This is a genomic window from Streptomyces sp. STR69, assembly GCF_024519455.1.
In the GTDB taxonomy this organism is placed as follows: domain Bacteria; phylum Actinomycetota; class Actinomycetes; order Streptomycetales; family Streptomycetaceae; genus Streptomyces.
In genome coordinates, this window is record NZ_JALJRY010000029.1 from 19,012 (window position 1) to 38,712 (window position 19,701).

General features: G+C 72.4%; 15 protein-coding genes. 4 read left to right on the forward strand and 11 right to left on the reverse strand.

Translation table 11 applies throughout. The features are described from left to right. Positions 1-13: 13 nt before the first annotated feature. From OC490_RS38405 to OC490_RS38420, 4 genes are all read right to left on the reverse strand, one after another. Positions 14-736 carry a 3'-5' exonuclease gene (locus OC490_RS38405; protein WP_262062678.1) on the reverse strand — a complete coding sequence of 241 codons (723 nt, stop codon included), beginning with the start codon at positions 734-736 and terminating at the stop codon, positions 14-16. A gap of 110 nt (positions 737-846) precedes the next feature. Next, positions 847-2,088, reverse strand: coding sequence for an SAV2148 family HEPN domain-containing protein (locus tag OC490_RS38410; protein ID WP_262062679.1), 1,242 nt, complete (start codon positions 2,086-2,088; stop codon positions 847-849). A 104-nt stretch (positions 2,089-2,192) separates the two neighbouring features. Next, complete coding sequence (locus OC490_RS38415) at positions 2,193-3,509, reverse strand: copper amine oxidase (RefSeq protein WP_019071463.1); 1,317 nt, start codon at positions 3,507-3,509, stop codon at positions 2,193-2,195. Between the two features lie 90 nt (positions 3,510-3,599). After that, positions 3,600-4,406, reverse strand: coding sequence for a Tat pathway signal sequence domain protein (locus tag OC490_RS38420; RefSeq protein WP_262062680.1), 807 nt, complete (start codon positions 4,404-4,406; stop codon positions 3,600-3,602). Between the two features lie 198 nt (positions 4,407-4,604). Between OC490_RS38420 and glgX the strand changes: the two genes are divergently transcribed. Then, positions 4,605-6,722: a glycogen debranching protein GlgX gene (glgX, locus tag OC490_RS38425; RefSeq protein ID WP_262062681.1), complete on the forward strand. Its 2,118-nt coding sequence runs from the start codon at positions 4,605-4,607 to the stop codon at positions 6,720-6,722. Positions 6,723-6,805: 83 nt separating this feature from the next. Then, complete coding sequence (gene treY, locus OC490_RS38430) at positions 6,806-9,154, forward strand: malto-oligosyltrehalose synthase (protein WP_262062682.1); 2,349 nt, start codon at positions 6,806-6,808, stop codon at positions 9,152-9,154. Here treY and OC490_RS38435 read toward each other — a convergent pair. After that, positions 9,151-10,257 carry a cytochrome P450 gene (locus OC490_RS38435; protein WP_262062683.1) on the reverse strand — a complete coding sequence of 369 codons (1,107 nt, stop codon included), beginning with the start codon at positions 10,255-10,257 and terminating at the stop codon, positions 9,151-9,153. The two genes, treY and OC490_RS38435, sit on opposite strands and share 4 nt — an antisense overlap. A 491-nt stretch (positions 10,258-10,748) precedes the next feature. On the opposite strand from OC490_RS38435, the gene OC490_RS38440 reads away from it, so the two are divergent. Further along, on the forward strand, positions 10,749-12,041 hold the full coding sequence (locus OC490_RS38440) for a M14 family zinc carboxypeptidase (RefSeq protein WP_262062684.1): 1,293 nt from the start codon (positions 10,749-10,751) through the stop codon (positions 12,039-12,041). 15 nt (positions 12,042-12,056) lie between these two features. Here the strand turns inward: OC490_RS38440 and OC490_RS38445 are convergent, their stop codons facing one another. From OC490_RS38445 to OC490_RS38455, 3 genes are all read right to left on the reverse strand, one after another. Then, positions 12,057-12,479 (reverse strand): subtilase-type protease inhibitor, encoded by a 423-nt coding sequence (locus tag OC490_RS38445; protein ID WP_262062685.1) that lies wholly within the window; start codon positions 12,477-12,479, stop codon positions 12,057-12,059. Further along, positions 12,476-14,035, reverse strand: a complete 1,560-nt coding sequence (locus OC490_RS38450; protein WP_262062686.1) for a M14 family zinc carboxypeptidase — start codon at positions 14,033-14,035, stop codon at positions 12,476-12,478. Before OC490_RS38450 ends, OC490_RS38445 begins: the two co-directional genes overlap by 4 nt. A gap of 236 nt (positions 14,036-14,271) precedes the next feature. Beyond that, complete coding sequence (locus OC490_RS38455) at positions 14,272-14,823, reverse strand: DUF1707 and FHA domain-containing protein (RefSeq protein ID WP_262062687.1); 552 nt, start codon at positions 14,821-14,823, stop codon at positions 14,272-14,274. A gap of 173 nt (positions 14,824-14,996) precedes the next feature. Here OC490_RS38455 and treZ point away from each other — a divergent pair, with 173 nt between their 5' ends. Beyond that, on the forward strand, positions 14,997-16,745 hold the full coding sequence (gene treZ / locus OC490_RS38460; protein ID WP_262062688.1) for a malto-oligosyltrehalose trehalohydrolase: 1,749 nt from the start codon (positions 14,997-14,999) through the stop codon (positions 16,743-16,745). A gap of 47 nt (positions 16,746-16,792) precedes the next feature. On the opposite strand, the gene OC490_RS38465 is transcribed toward treZ, so the two are convergent. From OC490_RS38465 to OC490_RS38475, 3 genes are all read right to left on the reverse strand, one after another. Next, entirely contained in the window at positions 16,793-17,731 is a 939-nt protein-coding gene (locus OC490_RS38465; protein WP_262062689.1) for an aminoglycoside phosphotransferase family protein, read from the reverse strand. 43 nt (positions 17,732-17,774) lie between these two features. After that, on the reverse strand, positions 17,775-18,902 hold the full coding sequence (locus tag OC490_RS38470) for an aminopeptidase P family protein (RefSeq protein WP_262062690.1): 1,128 nt from the start codon (positions 18,900-18,902) through the stop codon (positions 17,775-17,777). A 125-nt stretch (positions 18,903-19,027) separates the two neighbouring features. Beyond that, the gene (locus OC490_RS38475) at positions 19,028-19,633 is read right to left on the reverse strand and encodes a PDZ domain-containing protein (protein WP_262062691.1); all 606 of its coding nucleotides are present in this window, start codon (positions 19,631-19,633) and stop codon (positions 19,028-19,030) included. Between the last annotated feature and the right edge of the window lie 68 nt (positions 19,634-19,701).

The window sequence follows — 19,701 nt, forward strand, 5'->3', positions numbered from 1 at the left end:
AAAGCTCTCCGGGTCAGACTGTCTCGTCCTCCAACTCCCGCAGCGGCCACGTCGCGTCGATCACCGCGTCCTGGTCGCCCTTGCGGCGGAGGAAGCTCTGGAAGTCGGCGGCCCATTCCGCGTACCACTCGATCTGGCGGCGGTGCAGTTCGGCCGGGCCGAGGGCCGCGACCTTGGGGTGGCGGTCTGCTATCGCGCCGGCCAGCCGGGCGGCGGCGAGGGCGTCGGCCGAGGCGTCGTGCGCGGTGTCGAGGACCACGCCGTACTCCTGGCAGACCGCTTCGAGGTTGCGCTTGCCGCGGCGGTAGCGGTCGACGGAGCGGTCGATCGTGTACGGGTCGATGACCGGGGCGGGGTCGGTGCCGCCCAGGCGGTCGCGCAGGGACGGCAGTCCGTGCCGGCGCAACTCGGCGGAGAGCAGGGTGAGGTCGAAGGCCGCGTTGTAGGCGACGACGGGGACGCCCGTCTTCCAGTAGGTCACGAGGACGTCCGCGATCGCGTCGGCGACCTCGTCGGCCGGGCGGCCCTCGGCGGTGGCCCGTTCGTTCGTGATGCCGTGCACGGCGACGGCGTCGGCCGGGATCTCCACGCCGGGATCCGCCAGCCACTCCCGACGGCCCGCCGGCCGTCCGCCCCTGACCTCTATGACCGCGCCGGTGACGATGCGCGCCTCGCGCGGCTCCGTGCCGGTCGTCTCCAGGTCGAAGCCGATGAGCAGCTCCTGGTGCCAGGCCATGACGGCCCCCCTTCTCGGTGGTGCTTTCCCCCAGTGGTCTCCACCATCGCATGAGCCACTGACAATCCGAGGACCGCGTTCCGCTTACCGCCGGACCGGCCTCGGACAGCTCAGGACACCGGTCGCGAATCCGCCCACATCTGCTCGAACTCATCGCGATAGGTGGGGAAAAGACCGCTGTCGTCTATTTCGTCCGACTTCACCAGTCGGCTGCCGTTCCGCAGCACCAGCACCGGCGCCTCCATGCCACGGCTGCGGCGCAGATAGGACTGCACCACGGCTATGCCGTCCGAGCCGTCGCCGTCGACGAGGTACGCCGTGAAGCGGGGCGTCTCGTCGAAGACCTGGATCCCGAAGGCCCCCGGGTCGCGCAGCCGGGACCGCACCCGCCGCATGTGCAGGATGTTCATCTCGACGGCGCGGCTCAACTCGCCCCGCTTTATGCCGAGTTCACGCTCGCGCCGCTTCACCGCGCTGGAGGCCGGGTTGAGGAACAGCAGCCGTACCCGGCAGCCCGACTCGGCGAGGCGGATCAGTCGTCGGCCGGAGAAGTTCTGCACGAGGAGGTTGAGGCCGATGCCGATGGCGTCGACGCGGCGGGCGCCGCCGAAGATGTCCTCGGCCGGGAACTGGCGCATCAGCCGCACCCGGTCGGAGTGGACGGCGACCACGTCGGCGAACCGGTCGCCGATCAGTTCCTCGACCGCGTCCACGGGCAGTCGGCGCGCCGAGGGCACGTCGCTGCCGGCGCCGAGGGTCTCCAGGAGTTTCGCGGAGGCCCGCTCGGCCTGGTTGAGGACGGCCTCGGACAGGGCGCGGTTGCGGGAGACGACGTTGCGGGTCACCTCCAGTTCGTCCAGGGCGAGTTCGACGTCGCGGCGCTCGTCGAAGTACGGCTCGAAGCACGGCCAGTGCTGCACCATCAGCTCGCGCAGCTGCGGCAGGGTCAGAAAGCTGAGGACGTTGTCGTCGGCCGGGTCGAGCAAGTAGCCCTTGCGGCGGCTGACTTCGCGGACGGCGACCGCGCGCTGCACCCACTCCTGGCCGGCCGGTCCGGCCGCGGCGACGACCCATTCGTCGCCGTGGACGGGTTCGTAGATGGGACGCAGAACGGCGGCCACGACGGCGCGCAGCCGCTGTTCGACCAGGTTCAGCCAGATGTAGGCGCGGCCGGCTCGCTGGGCGCGCGTACGCACCTCGCGCCAGGCGTCGGCGTCCCAGTCCAACTCCGGCCCAATGGAACCAGCCGCGTCCATCGGACGTGCCAGGGACACCGCGCCGGGCGGGACTTCTGCGGAGTTCCCCTCGTGACCCTCGTCACCAGGGGGCAACTCCAGCCCTCCCGAGCCCACCCGTGCACCGCCTTCCGCTCCCCCGAGCTCTCCCCAGTCTCAACGATCAAGGAAGGGTACTCCGGGACCGGTCGGCGGTGCAGCCGGATGGACAGGGTCGTTTCTCAACTTCCGCCGTTCACATTGCCGTTCTGGTCGGCGAGCGCGGCGGGAGTGAGCGGATTCATAGCGGTGACGTCGCGCGGGGCGATCGAGAATCCCTGCCAGTGGACCGGCATCGGCTGCTGGTCCTCGTCGCGGGCGATGTGGTGGAAGCCGACGTTCACCCAGACCACGGGCTGCGTGAGGGTCTGGCCGTTGACCCACTTGTCGACCTGCTTCGGGTGCCCCGCACCGCAGTTGGGCAGGTTGTCGCTGGCGAACTGCTCGCACTTGTTGTACTGGGTGAAGTACACGTCGTGCTGGGTGAAGCTGCGGCCCGGGTACTTGGTGGTGGGGCCGGGGACTATCTCGTAGGACCGGGCGTGGTTGTCCTTGTTCTTGCCGGTCGCGCTGACGATGCGCCACCAGCGCATGTTCTTTGCGTCGCCCGCGAGTTCCTTGGTGACCTTGGTCAACGTGGTCTTGTTCGTGGGGGTGTTGGCCCCGTGCGTGGTGACCGCGGAGTCGTACTGCTCGACGCGGCCCTTGGAGGAGCCGTCGAGGGCGAAGTCCAACTTCCAGAAGACGTCGTGCTGGTGGCTCGTCGCGTACGCCGTGGCGCCCTTGCCGAGCGGCCAGCCGCGGCCGTCGCCCGCGTCGTAGTCGTAGGGCGAAAGGCTGCCGGTGGCACCGACGTTCATGTTGATGGTGCCGTCGTCCTGGAAGCGCCACTCGGTGATGTACTCGTACCAGCCGACCTGGTTGACCGTGTAGACGAGGAAGTCCTTGCCCTGGGTCTGGAAGACCTTGTTGGCGCTGTCGCCCTGCATGCGGAAGGCGTGGCCGCGCGAACGGGTCGTCGTACAGAGGCCCTTGACGTTCGGGTGGTCCGGGTCGATGGCGTCGGGGACCTTGACGGTCTTGATGGTGCCGCCGGGACACTCGCCGGGCTGCATGTTCATCAGGCCGGTGCCGAAGCCGTACTGCGTGAGGTCGCTGTACTCGTTCTTGCCGTCGTCGTACGGGACATGGATCTGGGCGAGCTTCGCGTCGGCGAGCACCTTGATGGGGGCGGCCTCGCCGGGCGGCTGGTAGGAGATGTTCTCCAGGACGAGGCCGGCCTCGCGCTCGTAGTGCCAGCACATCCGCCAGGTGGTGCCGGTGGAGAGCTTCTGCTCGATGGTGTACGCGGCGCTGCAGCCGGGGGCGGCGGCGCTCGGGGCGGCCTTCGGCTGGGCGACGGCCGGGCCCGCGCCCGCGGTGGCACCGGCGGCCAGGGCGGCCACCGTGAGGGCCACGGCCCCCCGACTGCGGGCACGGCTGATTCTGTTGACGCGCATGAAGAAGTGACTCCCTTACAGGAGAAGCAAGTTGGGACAGTGAACGAAGGACGGGACGATCCGCAGGTCGGTGCGGACGGCGCGATCGGCTCAGCCGGTGAGCTTGCCGACCTTGCGGGCGCTCAGGTCGATGACGAAGTCACGGGCGTCGATCCACGGCCCGTTCTTGACCTTCGGGAACAGCCGCACGCAGCGGTGCTCGCCGCACTGGTCGAGGACGCCCGACTGCCGTCCAGGGGTGGCCTTGTAGACCATGGCGGTCAGCAACAGCTGGTCGGGCGAGGTGAGTTCGTTGCCGGTGGCGTCCTTGTAGTCCGCCTTCAGGCCCGCGCCCAGCGGGTCCGCGAGCAGCAGTTCGGCCGCCTCGACGTCCTCGGCGTGGCTCGCCGGCGGCTGCACTCCGTGCTGGGTGCCGGTCTGTTCGACCTTGCCGGTGTCGAGGTTGACGGTCTTGGTGACGACCGTGTCGTCCTTGTAGTCGTAGAACGTCACGTCCGCGCGGCGCGGTGCGTTCGGGTTGTCCAGCTCGTCGGGGTTCGGAGCGGCGAGCTCCACGTCGAGGCGCTGCGGTCCGCGCTTCCCGTCCACGTTCTCACTGGAGTTGAGGAACTGCTGGTTCACCGCGAGCTGCTCGACGCGCTTGGTCTCGTCGTCGGTGAGCGGGTCGCGGCCCTTGCCCTTCTCGCCCTCGGCCGGGGCCTGTTGGACCACACCGGGCGCCGCGCCCACTCCGTCCGCCGCCTGCTGGGCGGACCCGGCCGCCTTCCCGGTGCCCCCCGACTCGTCGGCCCCCGCCGTGCCCGGCAGGGTGACGGCGACCATCACGGCGGTGCCGGCCACCGCTATGGCCGTACCCGCCACCACTTTGCCCAGGTGGCGGTGCACTGTCCTTCGCACATTTCCCCCTACTCCCCCTGGGTCCATCCCCGGACCTCTGGGAGTGGTGTCTGTCCCACTTGGTTCGGCATACGGCATACGTCGTACGCACTGGTCATTTGGTAAGAGGGATGTAAGTCATAGGTGGTTCCCTCACTTTCGGGGAGACTCAGGGGCAAGGCGCCCCGGTGGCGGGGCCCGGCTGAAAGAGTCGTGACCATGCAGGTCTGGCCTGGAGAGGCGTATCCACTCGGTGCCACGTACGACGGCGCCGGCACCAACTTCGCGGTCTTCACCGAGGCCGCGGACCGAGTAGAGCTGTGTCTGCTGCACGACGACGGCTCGGAGACGGCGGTGGAACTGCGCGAGAGCGACGCGTTCGTGCGGCACGCGTACGTGCCGGGCGTCATGCCCGGACAGCGCTACGGCTTCCGCGCGCACGGCCCGTACGCCCCCGAGCGCGGCCAGCGGTGCAACTCCGCGAAGCTGCTGCTCGACCCGTACGCGAAGGCGGTCAGCGGATCGATCGCCTGGGGCGAGGAGGTGTACGGCTACCACTTCGACGCCCCCGACAAGCGCAACGACCTGGACTCGGCCCCGCACACGATGTCGTCGGTCGTGGTCAATCCGTACTTCGACTGGGGCGACGACCGGCGGCCCCGGCGCGGCTACCACGAGACGGTGCTCTACGAGGCCCACGTCAAGGGCCTGACCATGCTGCACCCGGGGCTGCCGGACGAGCTGCGCGGCACGTACGCGGCGCTCGCGCATCCGGCGGTGATCGAGCATCTCGTGGAGCTCGGGGTGACCGCCCTGGAGCTGATGCCGGTGCACCAGTTCGTGAACGACCACCGGCTGGTCGACATGGGGCTGAACAACTACTGGGGCTACAACACGATCGGTTTCTTCGCCCCGCACAACGCGTACGCCTCCTGGGGCGACCGCGGTCAGCAGGTCCTGGAGTTCAAGTCGGCGGTGCGGGCGCTGCACGAGGCCGGTATCGAGGTCATCCTGGACGTCGTCTACAACCACACCGCCGAGGGCAACCATCTGGGACCGACGCTGTCCTTCAGGGGCCTCGACAATCCGTCGTACTACCGGTTGGCGGAGGACCCCCGCTACTACATGGACACCACGGGGACGGGCAATTCGCTGCTCATGCGGTCCCCGCACGTGCTCCAGCTGATCATGGACTCGCTGCGTTACTGGGTCACCGAGATGCACGTCGACGGCTTCCGCTTCGACCTCGCGGCCACCCTGGCCCGGCAGTTCCACGAAGTGGACCGGCTGTCGTCGTTCTTCGACCTCGTGCAGCAGGACCCGGTGGTCTCCCAGGTGAAGCTGATCGCGGAGCCGTGGGACGTCGGCGAGGGCGGCTACCAGGTGGGCAACTTCCCGCCGCTGTGGACCGAGTGGAACGGCAAGTACCGCGACACCGTGCGGGACCTGTGGCGGGGCGAGGGGCGCGCGCTCGCGGAGTTCGCGTCCCGGCTGACCGGCTCCTCCGACCTCTACCAGGACGACGGCCGTCGTCCCCTGGCCTCCATCAACTTCGTGACCTGCCACGACGGGTTCACGCTCAACGACCTGGTGTCGTACAACGACAAACGCAACCAGGCCAACGGCGAGGACAATCGCGACGGCGAGAGCCACAACCGGTCCTGGAACTGCGGTGCCGAGGGCGACACCGACGACCCGGCCGTGCTGGAGCTGCGCGCCCGCCAGATGCGCAACTTCGTCGCCACTCTGATGCTGTCCCAGGGTGTGCCGATGGTCAGCCACGGGGATGAGTTCGCGCGCACCCAGCGCGGCAACAACAACGCGTACTGCCAGGACAGCGAGCTGGCCTGGGTGAACTGGCCCGAGGAGGGCGCCGAGTCGTCCGAGTTGCTGGCCTTCACGCGCGCGTTGGTGTGGCTGCGCAAGGAGCACCCCGTGTTCCGGCGCCGGCGCTTCTTCCACGGGCGGCCCGTGGAGGGCACCCACGACGAGCTGTCGGACATCGCCTGGTTCACCCCGGAGGGCAAGGAGATGGCCCAGCGGGACTGGGACTCGGCGCAGGCGTCCGCGCTGTCGGTGTTCCTGAACGGCAACGCCATCTCGGAGCCCGGGCAGCGCGGGGAGCGCATCGCCGACGACTCCTTCCTGATGATGTTCAACGCCTCTCCGGAGACGCTGGACTTCGTGGTGCCGGTCAATCACGGCCGCCAGTGGGAGGTGATCGTGGACACCGGCCGCGCGGAGGGCGTGCCGACGGGCACGGGCGCGAAGGTGAAGGCCGGGGACCGGCTGACCCTGGTGGACCGCAGCATGACGGTGCTGCAGCGGCCCACCTAGGCGGACGTCCGCGTCGGCCGGTCGGCGGACCGGATGCGGGGGTCGATGACACGAAGGGCTGCCGGGCGGGTACGTAGGTCTGCATGACACCTGAACGACCCGACCCGGCAGTGCCCACGGCCACCTACCGGCTGCAGCTGCAGCCCGAGTTCCCGTTCGCGGCGGCCGCGGCGGCCGTGCCGTACCTGGCGTCGCTCGGCGTCTCGCACCTGCACCTCTCCCCCGTCCTCGAGTCCGTCCCCGGTTCGACGCACGGCTACGACGTCGTGGACCACGCGCGCGTGCGGGACGAACTCGGCGGCGAGGACGGTCTGCGGGCGCTCGCACGCACCGCGCGGGAGCACGGTCTCGGTCTGGTGATGGACATCGTGCCCAACCACATGGCCATGGCCCCGCGCCACAACCACGCCCTGTGGGAGGTCCTCAGGGAGGGCCCCAAGTCGCCGTACGCGCGCTGGTTCGACATCGACTGGGAGGCCCAGGGCGGACGGTTGCTGCTGCCGGTGCTGGGCGGACCGGTCGGCTCCGAGATGGAGCACCTGGAGGTCGACGGTGACGTGCTGCGCTACTACGACCATGTGTTCCCGCTCCGCGCGGGCACCGGGGAGCTGCCGTTGCCGCGGCTCCTGGACGCGCAGTGGTACCGCCTCGGGTGGTGGCGGCTGGCCCGCACCGAGCTCAACTACCGGCGCTTCTTCAGCATTTCGGAGCTGATCGGGGTGCGCGTGGAGGACCCGGAGGTCTTCGACGCCACGCACGGCAAGATCCTGCAGCTGCTGCGCGAGGGCGTCGTGGACGGGCTGCGCGTCGACCACCCCGACGGCCTCGCCGACCCCGACGACTACCTCCGGCGGCTGCACGAGGCGACCGGGGGCCGCTGGACGGTCGTGGAGAAGATCCTCGCGGACGGGGAGCGACTGCCGGCGTCCTGGCCCGTCGCGGGCACCACCGGCTACGACGCCCTCAGGCACGTCGACGGGCTGTTCACGGACCCGGCGGGGGCGGGGGAACTCCTGGGCCAGTACCGGAGGTTCGCGGCCCCGCAGACGGACCGCGGCGGGCACTGGGAGGCGACGGTGCGGCGGGCGGCGTACAAGGTGCTCACGCACGAGCTGGACGCCGAGCTGGACCGGCTGACCCGGGTGGTGAGCAGGCTGTGCGCCGCGTCCCCGGAGCCCGCGCTGCGCGACCGGGCTCCCTGGGCGCTGCGGACCGCGCTGGTGGAGTTCCTGGTGCGCATGGAGGTCTACCGGCCGTACACCTCGGGCGACACCGCGGCCGTCGTCACCGAGGAGGCGGCGGCCGAGGCCCGGCAGGCGTTCGTCGTCGCGGAGGAGGCGGGCGCCGTCGACGTCGTACGGGATCTGTTGCTGGGGCGGTTCGGGGACGGGCCCGAGGAGGTCGAGTTCCGGGTCCGGTTCGCGCAGACGGCGTCCGCGCTGCGGGCCAAGTCCGTGGAGGACACGGCGTTCTACCGCTATGTGCCGCTGCTGTCGGCGACCGAGGTGGGCGGGAACCCGGGCAGTCCGGCCGTGTCCCCGGAGGACTTCCACGCGTACTGCGCGCGCGTGCAGCGCGACTGGCCCGTGGCGGGCACCGTGCTGACGACCCACGACACCAAGCGCAGTGCGGACGTACGGGCCGCGCTGGCCGTGCTCACCGAGGTGCCGGAGCGCTGGGCGGACGCGCTGACCGAGGTGACCCGTACCGGTGAGGGTGTGCCGGACGCGCAACTGGCGTGGGCGGCCTGGCAGACGGTGTTCGGTCTCGGCCCGGCGGACGCGGAGCGCGTGCAGGGTGCCCTGTTGAAGCATGTGCGGGAGGCGGGCCTGCACACGAGCTGGACGGAGCAGGAGCCGTCGTACGAGGAGGCGGTGGCCGCGTTCGTCGCGGCGGGCCCGTGCGGGCCGCCCGGTGAGCGCGTGGCCGCCTTCCGCGAGGCGCTGGAGCCGCACATCCGGGCGAACGTGCTGGGCGCCGCCCTGCTCCAGCTGACGATGCCGGGAGTGCCGGACCTGTACCAGGGCACCGAGGCCGAGTACCTGGCCCTGGTCGACCCCGACAACCGGCGGCCCGTGCCGTTCCCGCCCCCGGAGCCGGGCGCCAAGGGCGCGGTGACGGCCGCCGCGCTGCGGCTGCGGGCCCGCCGTCCCGAGGCCTTCGGCGACGCGGCGACGTACGCCCCGCTGGCGGCTGAGGGCCCGGCGGCGGCGCACTGTGTGGCGTTCGCCCGCTCTGGGGCCGCGGTCACGGCCGTGACCCGGCTGTCGTCGCGGCTCGCGGAGGCGGGCGGCTGGCGCGACACGGTGCTCCCGCTGCCGCCCGGCCGGTGGGCCGATGTGCTCGCTCCGGAGCGGCAGTTCACGGGGCACGCACGCGTGGCGGAGCTTTTCGAGTTGTCGCCGGTGGTGCTGCTGGAGGTCTCGGGTTAGGTGTGCACCCGGAGGGTCCGGGGCGAGCGGCGGACCAGGTCGTCGGGCTGGTGCCGGGGGCCCGGTGCGCGGCGGAGGCCGGGCAGGGCGGACAGGAGGGCCCCTAGGCCGTGTTCGGCCGTGAGAGCGGCCAGCAGGGCATCGAGACCCGTGCCGTGGGCGAGCGGTCCGGGGTCGGTGCGGAAGGCGTCGTAGCGGTCCGGGTCGGTGAAGCGTTCCGGGTCGCGGCCGGCGGCGCCGAGCAGACAGGCGACGGTGGCCCCGGCGGGTACCGCGCCGACGGGTGCGACGGCCCGGCGCAGCACGATGTGCAGCGGCGGATCGCGGCGCAGGGACTCCGCCCAGGCGCCCGGCGTGAGGTCGGGGCGGGTGCGGAGCCCGTCCAACTGGCGTGGATGGTCGAGGAGGTTGGCGAGGAACGACGCGAGCGCCCGCGCGGTGCTCTCGCCGGACGCGCCGAGCAGCGTGCCCACCAGCCCGGTGACGGTGTCGTCCGAGAGCGGGCCGCCGTCACTCCGCGCGGTGCACAGCACGGACAGCAGGTCACCGCCCGGGTGGGCGCGACGCCGGGCCGTCAACGGACGCAGGAAGGCGCCCAGTTCGGGACGGCCGCCCCCGGAGCGGCCGAGTCCCGTGCGGCACCAGCGGTGCACCCGCGCGGTCTCCTCGTAGGGCAGTCCGAGGGCGGCCACGGCCGTGGCGGTGGGCAGCCAGTCGCAGAACTCGGCCACCAGGTCGGCGTCCTCACGGGCGGCGAGGCGCCGGGCGAGGACATGGGCGCTGCGTTCGACGGCGGCGGTCAGGGCGGCCAGTGCGGGCCCGCGCAGGACCCGGTCCACGAGCCGGCCCGCCTCGGGTGCGGCCGGGAGCCCGCCCCCGGGCACGGCGACGAGCCTCGGGTCGGCGAGGGCGGCACGGACATCGTCGTAGCGGCTGAGGAGCCAGGCTCCGAACGGCTCGTCGTACACGAGCGGGTAGTGCGTGCGGAGGGTGCGGTAGAGCGGATACGGGTCCTGTACGGCCGTCCGCAGGCTCGGTGGTCCCGGTGGACGGGCGGGGGCGCCCGCGGTCCGGGGGACGGTCACGTCCGTGAGACACAGCACCGCCGTCCGCTCCCGTGGTCGCAGCTCCGCCGCACGCCGTCGAGGGGGCGCGGCCGGTCGTCCGCGTCCTGCGCGCACGCGGCTGCCCCCAGCCGACCACCGCACCGCGCGGACCGCAGCTCCCGTACGGCCGTTCGAGTGAGGCGGACGCGCCCTGTCCCTACGGCGTGCGACAGGTCCCCGGCCACCGGCTCGCACCCGCGTACGGACCCGGTGCGCGGGTCGAGCCGCGGGCGTGCGGTGACGTGCCGGGACGGCGGTGTTCCGGGTGCGGGGGCACGCGCGTGTGCACGGTGGGAACGTCACCGTCGGTGCGCGCGGGTGCTCGCGAGACCCCCTGGAAATCCCCGGCCCCCCGCTGGCACCAACGCGCCTACCGGCTGCCGGTAAATGCCCCTGGGCGCCCCCTGGAGCCTCCCCCGCGGTCTTCTTGACAGTTCACAGAGGCCATGAAGTACTGCGGTTGCGAAGCCGGGGCGGAGTAGTCGGGGGTGAGTCTCCTGCCGGAGTTGCGATACCCCAGTGTGACCGAACTGGTCTCGTCCGCCAGGGCGTTGGCCGCTCACCGGCCGGCTCTGTGCACCCTGCGCCAAGTAGGTGTCTCCCGCGCGGGCAGGCCGCTTCATCTGCTGTCCGTGGGGCACGCCCGGCGCGCCGTCCTGGTGGTCGCGGGCGCCCACGCCAACGAGCCGACCGGCGGCTCCACACTCCTCGCACTCGCCGAACGGGTGGTCCGCGACCGGGAGTTGAGGTCGGACACCTCCTGGCACTTCCTGCTCTGCGCGGACCCGGACGGGGCGAGCCTGCACGTCACCCCGGCCCCGCGCAGCCTGTTCGACTACCACCTCGGTTTCTTCCGTCCGGCGGGACCGGAGCAGCCCGAGTGGTCGCCCTCCGTACTGCCGCCCGATCAACTGCCCCCGGAGACCCGGGCCTTGATCCGGGTGATCGACGAGCTGCGGCCCTATCTCCAGGTGACCCTGCACGGCACCGATCTGGGCGGCAGCTGGGTGCAGTTGACGAAGGACATTCCGGGACTGGCCGAGCCGTTCGCGAAGTCGGCGGCGGAGCTGCGCATCCCGGTGGAGACGGGCGCCTCGGACGCGGCGGGCTGGCCCGCCTCGGGACCCGGGGTGCATGTCATGCCGGCGCCCGGTTCGGGCGCTGCCTACCCGAGCATGCCGGACGACGCCCGGCACAGCACCTGGTACCACGCGCACCGCTACGGCGGCCTGACCGCGGTCGTGGAGGTCCCGATGTGGGCGAGCGACCTGGTGGACGACCCGGCACCGCATCCCGCCCCGGCGGCGGCGTTACGGCGGCTGGCGCGCCGTCTGCTGCGGGACGGGCGGGAGGTGGAGCGGGTGCTCGCCGATGCGCTGCCGCGGCTCCAGGGCGTCGACGGGCCGCTGCTGCGGGCCGCCAAGTGGGCGCTGGAGCTGGTGCCCGGCCTGGCCGCGGACTGGACGCACACCTCTCCGGCCGACACCACGATGGCGTACGTCGGCAGCGTGGACGCGTTCGGGCGCCGGCTGCCGTTACGGGCGGCGGCGATGCTGCTGCGGGTGTTGCGGGAGACCGACGACCGCGCGGCGCCCCTGCTCGAACACCTCGTCGCGAACTGGAGCGACGCCTTCGCGGAACGCTTCCGCGCCCGCTGGGTGCCCCTGGAGCATCAGGTGGAGCACCAGTCCCGCACGGTCGTGGCGGCGGCGCTGTACGCGCGCGAGCAGGCGGGCGGAGTCGGCGAGGCCCCACGCGCGCGTGCCCGACGCTCGGCCTGACCCCGCCCGTGCCGCTCAGCCGTCCAGCGCAAAGACGTCTCCCGTCCGCGCCGCCATGACGCACCCGTTCGAGAAGGTCCTCGTGTAGTCGACCGGGCGCCCTTTCCACTCCCCGCGCGCGTGGGCGGTCACCGGGGCGTAGATCATCGGGCAGAACACGCTTCTGGCCGGGATGGCGTCGATGTCACCTCCCACCGCGGCCAGTTCGGCACAGGCCTCGGCCGCGTGGGCGTGACCCTGGGGCGGGTCGCACAGGAGCAGGGTCCCGCGTGTGTCACTGGACCGGCTGTCGCCACGGGTGACGGTGAGCTGGAGCCAGTCGCCCTGGAAGCCGTGCCGGGGTGCCGCCTGGGCAGGTGTCAGACCGCCGGCGGCGAGAAGCACGGCCACGGACAGGAGGGTGCCCCGGAGGGCGGTCGCTCGGGAGATGTACGTCATTCCGGATGCATCGGCACCGTCGCCTCCGTGCCCCAGCCCGGCTCACCCGAACGGGAGCGCACGGGCGTGTGCCGCCGGGCCAGTTCGAACGCGCTGAGCACCACGCGCGACTGGTACTCGACCTGGCGTGCGACGGAGATCCAGCGCGCCCCGAAGCCGTCCCGGTAGTCGGCGCACCACTCGTCGATCAGCCGGTCCAGCTCCGGCAGCACACCGGCCGGGTCGCTCCCGGAGGCGACGACGAGCTGGTACAGCAGCCCTGCCGTGCGCAGGGCGAGGCGCCGGCCCGCGATGCGCAGGGCGGCGAGATGCGCGGTGTTGAGCGGCGGCAGCGGGCGTGCGGCACTGGTGTCGACGTCGGGATCCCACGCGTCGGCGAGTCCGGGGCAGACCAGTAAGTAGTCGTCGACCGGCGCGAGCAGCCGCGCGGCGTCGGGCACGAGAAGGGTGCGGGGCAGCAGGCCGGGTGTGGCCGTCGGCGCGGGAGCGGGACGACCGACGTCGTGCCGGGGGCGGCTGTCGGCCGCGCCCGCCGTCGGCGGTCCCACCACGCCGGTTCCCGGCCGGACGACCGTCAGCGGCACCGGCCCGCCGGCCCGGGAAAACGTCCCCACGTCCCCGACGCCCGCGCTCGACCGGGCGGCCCCTGTCCCCGTCGCCCCCGCGCCGGCCCCGTCCTGCACGTACGGCCGTATGCGCGCGAGGAGTTGCTCCAGGATGCGGGTGTCGTGGCGCAGGGTGTGGCTGACGGTGCGCAGGACCGCGTCCGCGTCGGCGGGCGGGGAGCCGTCCTCGACGCCGGCCACGCCCCACATCGGCGCCTCCACGACCGCGGTGACCGTGCCGTGCCGGTGCGGGTGGAACCAGGTCGACTCGACGGCGGCCTCGGTGATGGCGGCGGCCAGATCGCCCCTGCGCGGTGGGGGGATGCGGTAGACGGCGGGGCCGATGCTGGGCCAGTAGAGGGTGTCGTACGGCCCGAGTTCGCGCGGGATGCCGAGGCGGGCCGCGGTGTGCGCGACGCGTTGGGCGAGGCCCGGGAGGTCGCGGGTCAGCTCGACGAAGCCGCCGCCGACGTCGACGCCGTGCAGGGAGCACTGGAGGAAGGGCCGCAGTTCGTCCTGGACCTCCAACAGGGCGCGGGTTTCCGGGAGTCGGGCCCCGGCCGCGCCGTCCGGCAGCCACTCGGGCTGTTCCAGGAAGCCGGGCCGGAAGAAGTTCCGGAAATACCGGCCGAGGCTGTAGGGGCCGGGCAGCCAGCCCTCGTTGCGGCGCGAGCCGTCGGGGTCGAGGGACAGCAGCAGGTTCCAGGTGGCATCGGCGCCCTCGCTCAACCGGGGGTCGGCGAGGACCCGTTCGGCCAGGCGCAGCACCGTCGCGCCGCCCACGGGCTCGTTGGCGTGCGGTCCGGCGACCACGAGGGCCTGACGGCTGCCGTGGCCCACGGAGAGCAGCCACAGGGGCGTACCGGCGCGGGAGGTCCCGACACGGCGCAGCCGGGCGTCCTGGGGGCGGCGGGCGACGAGCGCGGCGGCCTGGGCCCCCAGCTCGTCCACGGACGGGTAGCGGAGGAGTGGTGGCAGGGCACACCTCCACGAAAGTGGTGCCGTCGGTTCACCTGATGTGCATGGTGTACGCACAGTCAGTCACGACCCGAGGGGTACGTCAACACCGCCGTACGCAAAGGGATTTCACGCGGACCCAAGATCGCCACATCGGGTAAAGCCCAGGCCAGAGGTGAGGTGGGGCTGAGTTCGGGCTCGGTCCGGAGTTGGTCCGGAGTCGGTCCGGCTCAGTTCACGGCGAGCCGGAACGCCATCCGTCCGAAGCCGATCTGATCGCCCTCGCGGACGACGGCCGCGCCGATCACCCGACGGCCGTTGACCGTCGTGCCGTTGGTCGAACCGAGGTCGCGCAGCACCCACATGCCGCCCTGGCGGCTGAGTTCGGCGTGCACCCGGGACACCGTCTCGTGGGTCAGGCGCAGCCCGTTGGCGGGGTCGCGGCCGATCCGCAGCGGGTTTCCGTTGCCGGGGTGGGGCAGCAGCAGCTTGGGGAGCCGCTCGGCCTGCCAGGCCCTGCGCAGCCGTACCGTGAACCCGGAGACGGCCTCCACGGTGCCGAACAGGGCGCGGGAGAGGCGGCTTTCGGTGGGCAGGTCGGCGGTGAGCGCGACGAGTTCCTCGGACCGGCGGGCGGCGAGCGCCAGCTCCATGCGGCGGATGAACGTGTCGTGCGAGAGCCGTCCCATGGCGACGCCGTCATGGAGGACCTTGAGCGCCTTGTCGCGCTCCACGTCGGACAACCGCGCGGGGTACGTGTGGAACTCGAAGGACGACGTCACGTTCGTGATTGTCGGGCAGTGAACCCCGGGTGTCCAGAAGACGCGGAAACGGCCCGCACGCGCGCGAAGATGACGACACCTGCGCCAAAGGGGTGGATTCAAAAGCGGATTGATCTCGTTTGAAGCACGATGGACGGGCTACATCCCGGTGAGCAGACGAAGGGGAACCGTCCGTGCAGTTCGAGGTGTGGGCACCAGAGGCAGACCGTGTGACGCTCCATCGCGAGGGCGCCACGCGCGCGTTGGAACGCGATCCCGAGCGCGTGGGGTGGTGGAGCGGCGAGGCGGAGGCGGGCGACGGCACGCGGTACGGGTTCGCGGTCGACGACGGCCCGCCGCTGCCCGACCCGCGCTCGCGCCGCCAGCCGGACGGCCCGGACGGCCTGAGCGCCGTCGTCGAGCACGAGCGGTACGCGTGGCGTACCGCCGACTGGCCGGGACGCCCGCTGCCGGGCGCGGTGCTCTACGAGCTGCACGTCGGCACGTACACACCCGAGGGCACCCTGGACGCGGCGGCCGACCGGCTCGGCCATCTCGCCGAACTGGGCGTCACCCACGTCGAGTTGATGCCCCTGTGTCCGTTCCCCGGCCGGCACGGCTGGGGCTACGAGGGTGTCTCCCTGTGGGCCGTGCACGAGCCCTACGGCGGCCCCGAGGGGCTGAAGCGGTTCGTCGACCGGGCCCACGAACTGGGTCTGGGGGTCGTGCTCGACGTGGTGCACAACCACCTCGGCCCGTCCGGGAATTACCTGCCCGCGTTCGGCCCCTACTTCACGGACACGCACCAGACCCCCTGGGGCAGCGCCGTGAACCTGGACGCGCCCGGCTCGGACGAGGTGCGCGCCTTCCTCCTGGGCAGCGCGCTGGCCTGGCTGCGGGACTACCGGATCGACGGGCTGCGGCTGGACGCGGTGCACGCGCTGCAGGACACGCGCGCGTGCCACTTCCTGGAGGAACTGTCCGCCGCCGTCGACGCGTTGGCCGCCGAGACGGGCCGGCCGCTCTTCCTGGTCGCCGAGTCCGACCTGAACGACCCGCGTGTGGTCACCCCCCGCGCGGAGGGCGGTCTCGGACTGCACGCGCAGTGGAACGACGACTTCCACCACTCTCTGCACGCCGCGCTGACCGGTGAATCGCAGGGCTACTACGCGGACTTCGCGCGGGCCCCGCTCACGGCGGTCGCCAAGACGCTCACGGACGGCTACTTCCACGACGGCACCTATTCCAGCTTCCGAGGCCGTCACCACGGCCGCCGACTCAACCGCACGCGCGTGGCCGCCCACCGGCTGCTCGGCTACAGCCAGACCCACGACCAGATCGGCAACCGCGCCCAGGGGGACCGCCTTTCGGCCTCCCTCTCCCCCGGCCTGCTGGCCTGCGCGGCGGCGCTGACGCTCACCGGGCCCTTCACGCCGATGCTGTTCATGGGCGAGGAATGGGCGGCGGGCACACCCTGGCAGTTCTTCACCGACCACACCGACCCGGACCTCGCGGACGCCGTACGGCGGGGCAGGCGGCGGGAGTTCGCGGCACACGGCTGGGCCGAGGAGGACGTGCCCGACCCGCAGGACCCGGCGACCCGCGACCGCTCCTGCCTGGACTGGTCGGAACCGGAGCGCGAGCCCCACGCGCGCGTGCTGGCCTGGTACCGCCGCCTCATCGCCCTCCGGCACGAGCAGCCCGACCTCACCGACCCCGACCTGAGCGACACCAAGGTGGCCTACGACGAGGACGCCGGCTGGCTCGCCCTCCGACGCGGAGACGTACGTGTCGCTGTGAACCTCGGCAAGGAACCGGCCGCGATCCCCCTGGGCACCCGCCCGGCGGAGATCCTGGCCGCGTGGGACCCGGTGGAGGTACCGGGGGCGGACGGGTTGCTGCGGCTGCCCGGGGAGTCGTGCGTGGTGCTGACGCAGGCGTAAACGCTTGCGCATACGTTTACGCAAGCCTTTGTGCAAGCCTTTGCGCGCTACAACTCCCCGTCCCCGTCCCGCAGTTCGGTCACCCGCTCCAGCAGGATCGCCTCCCAGGTGTGGCGCAGTTGGGCTCTCAGGAGTGGGAGAGGACCGCTGTCGCGGCTCTTGAGGCGGTCGGCGAGGCGGACGACCGTGTCGCAGCGGGCGAGCCAGAGGCCGCGCAGGCAGGGGCGGGCGCCGTAGCCGGCGAGGGTGGCGGCGCGGACGGCGGCGGGGGCGCCGACGGCCAGCGCCAGCCCGGCGATGTCCTCCGCGGGGTCGCCGAGGGCCGCGTCGGTCCAGTCCAGGACACCGCGCACCCGGCCGTCTGCGCTCACCACGAGATGCTCGCCCTTGAGGTCGTGGTGGACGAGGACGGCGGTGGCGGACTGCGCGGCGAGCTGGACCGCGCCGGGCTGGGTGAGCTGGTGGAGGCGTGCGGCGTCGAACTCGTCGGCGGCGGCCAGCCGTTCGGCCGCCTGTTCGGCGGCGCGGCGCAGTGCCTCCAGGGAGCGCGGGGCGGTGCGCGGGACGCCGAGCGCCTCGGCCTGCCGGACGGGCACCTCGCGCAGTCCGGTGAGCAGCCCGGCGAGGTCGGCCTCGCCGACGGCGGAGACGTCCTGGTCCTCGCCGGACCGGCCGGGCACCTTGGTGTCCAGCGTGTAGGTGAGCCCGGGCGCCCACTCGCCGTGTGCCACGCTCGTCGGAACGGCGACGGGGAGATACGGCCGTACGAGGTCGCGCAGACGCAGTTCGCGGCGTTGCCGCAGGATGGCCTCGCGGTCGGAGGCGAGGCGCAGTACGTGGCGGGTGCCGACCCACCACGTGGAGTGCTCGCCGCCCTCGGCGACGGGCCGGACCTCGGGTCCGGTGCTGTCGGCCGCACTGTCCTTGAGCAGGGAACGGACCAGTTGTCGGACGGTGTCCGCGGTGGGTGTCGGTGCCTGGGTCATGGTCGCGCCGCTGCCGTTCGGGGGTCGGGGCTCCTGGTCGTCGTCAGTCCACCAGGGCCATCTCACGGGCCGTGTTGTTGAGCCGTCGACCGCCGTCCTCGGTCACCGTGACGATGTCCTCGATGCGCACCCCGAAGCGGCCCGGCAGATAGATGCCGGGCTCCACGGAGAAGCACATCCCGGGCACGAGGGGCTGTTCCTCGCCCTCGATCATGTACGGCGGCTCGTGCGTGGTGACGCCGATGCCGTGACCGGTGCGGTGGATGAAGTAGGGGCCGTACCCGGCGTCGTCGATGACCGCGCGGGCGGCCCGGTCGACCTCCTGGCAGGCGACTCCGGGACGCACCGCGCGGAAGCCGGCCTCCTGGGCCTCGCGGACGAGGTCGTGGACGCGCTGTTCCTCGTCGTCGGGTTCGCCGACGTGGACCGTGCGCGAGGTGTCGGAGCCGTAGCCGTCCTTGAGGCCGCCGAAGTCGAGGACGATCATGTCGCCCCGCTGGATGACACGGTCGCCGACCTCGTGGTGCGGGTTGGCGCCGTTGGGGCCCGAGGCGACGATGGTGAAGTCGACCTGGGAGTGCCCGAACTGCCGCAGCAGATCGGCCAGATCTGCGCCGACGTCGGATTCGCGGCGGCCTGCGAAGGGAACCTTCCGGATCTCCTCGTACGTTGCGTCCGCAGCCGCTCCGGCGGCTGCCATGAGCCGCAGTTCCGCCGCGTCCTTCACGGCGCGCAGCATCGGCAGCGCGTCGGTGAGGGAGGCGTAGGTGGTGTCGGGCAGTGTCTTCTGGAGTGCCAGCAGATGCATCGCCCAGGCGTTGTCGCTGATGCCGAAGCGGCCGGTCGCGTCGAGCAGGGCGGCGGTGGCCGCGTAGGGGTCCTTGCCGTCGGTCCAGTCACGCAGGGTGAGGGCGTCGGCGCCGGGGGCCTTGGCGGCGTCGGGGGCCTCCAGGGTGGGGACGACGAGGACCGGGGAGCGTCCGGGGGCCAGGACGAGGACGGTGAGCCGTTCGGTGGGCGCGGTGGGCGCGTAGCCGGTGAGCCACACCAGGTCCGGGCCCGGAGCGACGAGCAGCCCCCCGAGACCGGCGTCGGCGGCGGCCCGCGCGGCGTGGTCCATGCGGGCCCGGTAGTCGGCGGCGGTGAAGGGCACGGACGTGCTACCGGTCATTCAGGCCTCCGAGAACGGGCGAAAGGTGGCTACGGGCAGCATCCTGCCCGCACCCGGAGGCCCACGCGAGCCGATCGACGGGAACGACGCGCTTCCGGCCCGCACGCTCCGTGGCCTGCCGCGCGTCAGACGACGAAGCCGGGGACCACGGTGAACTGCTGGAAGCCTCCACTGCGGTGGCGCACCGTGACGGTGACCTCCTTCCCCGGGTGGGCGCGGGTGACGGCACGCGCGAGGTCGGCCGCCGAGTCGATCCGGGCACCGCCGAACGTGAGCAGTACGTCGCCGCGGACCAGACCCGCCGTGTACCCGGGGCCGGGCAGGTGAACGCCGACGATCAGGGCGCCGGCCTTCTCGGCGTCCACGGCCTCCACACCGAGCGTCGCGGTGGCCGACGTGGCGGACGTGGGCGACGTGGGCGGCGACATCGGGCTCGCGGCGGACGCGGACCGGTCGGCCGGGGTGCCCGGGGTGGCCGTCCGCGCCGGTTGCCGGGCCGCTTGACGCTGCATCTCGGCGAGTTTGCTCATGCCGATCACCGTGGCGCCGACCGTGCCGAGGCCGACCCCCGAGAGCACCAGGACGGTCCCGACGAACACGCTGAACAGCAGGGTGATGAGCCGTCGGCCGCGGCGCCGCGCGGCGTGCGGGCGCCGGGTGGTGCCGGGCTTGGTGCCATCGCCGGACTCCTGGCCGGGCATCGGCTTGGGACGCAACGCAGTCTGTTCCATGGATCGCCTCCGGCAGATGCTCTACCCGGCGCACCGGCGCCCGACGTGCCACGAACGAGTGAGACTGA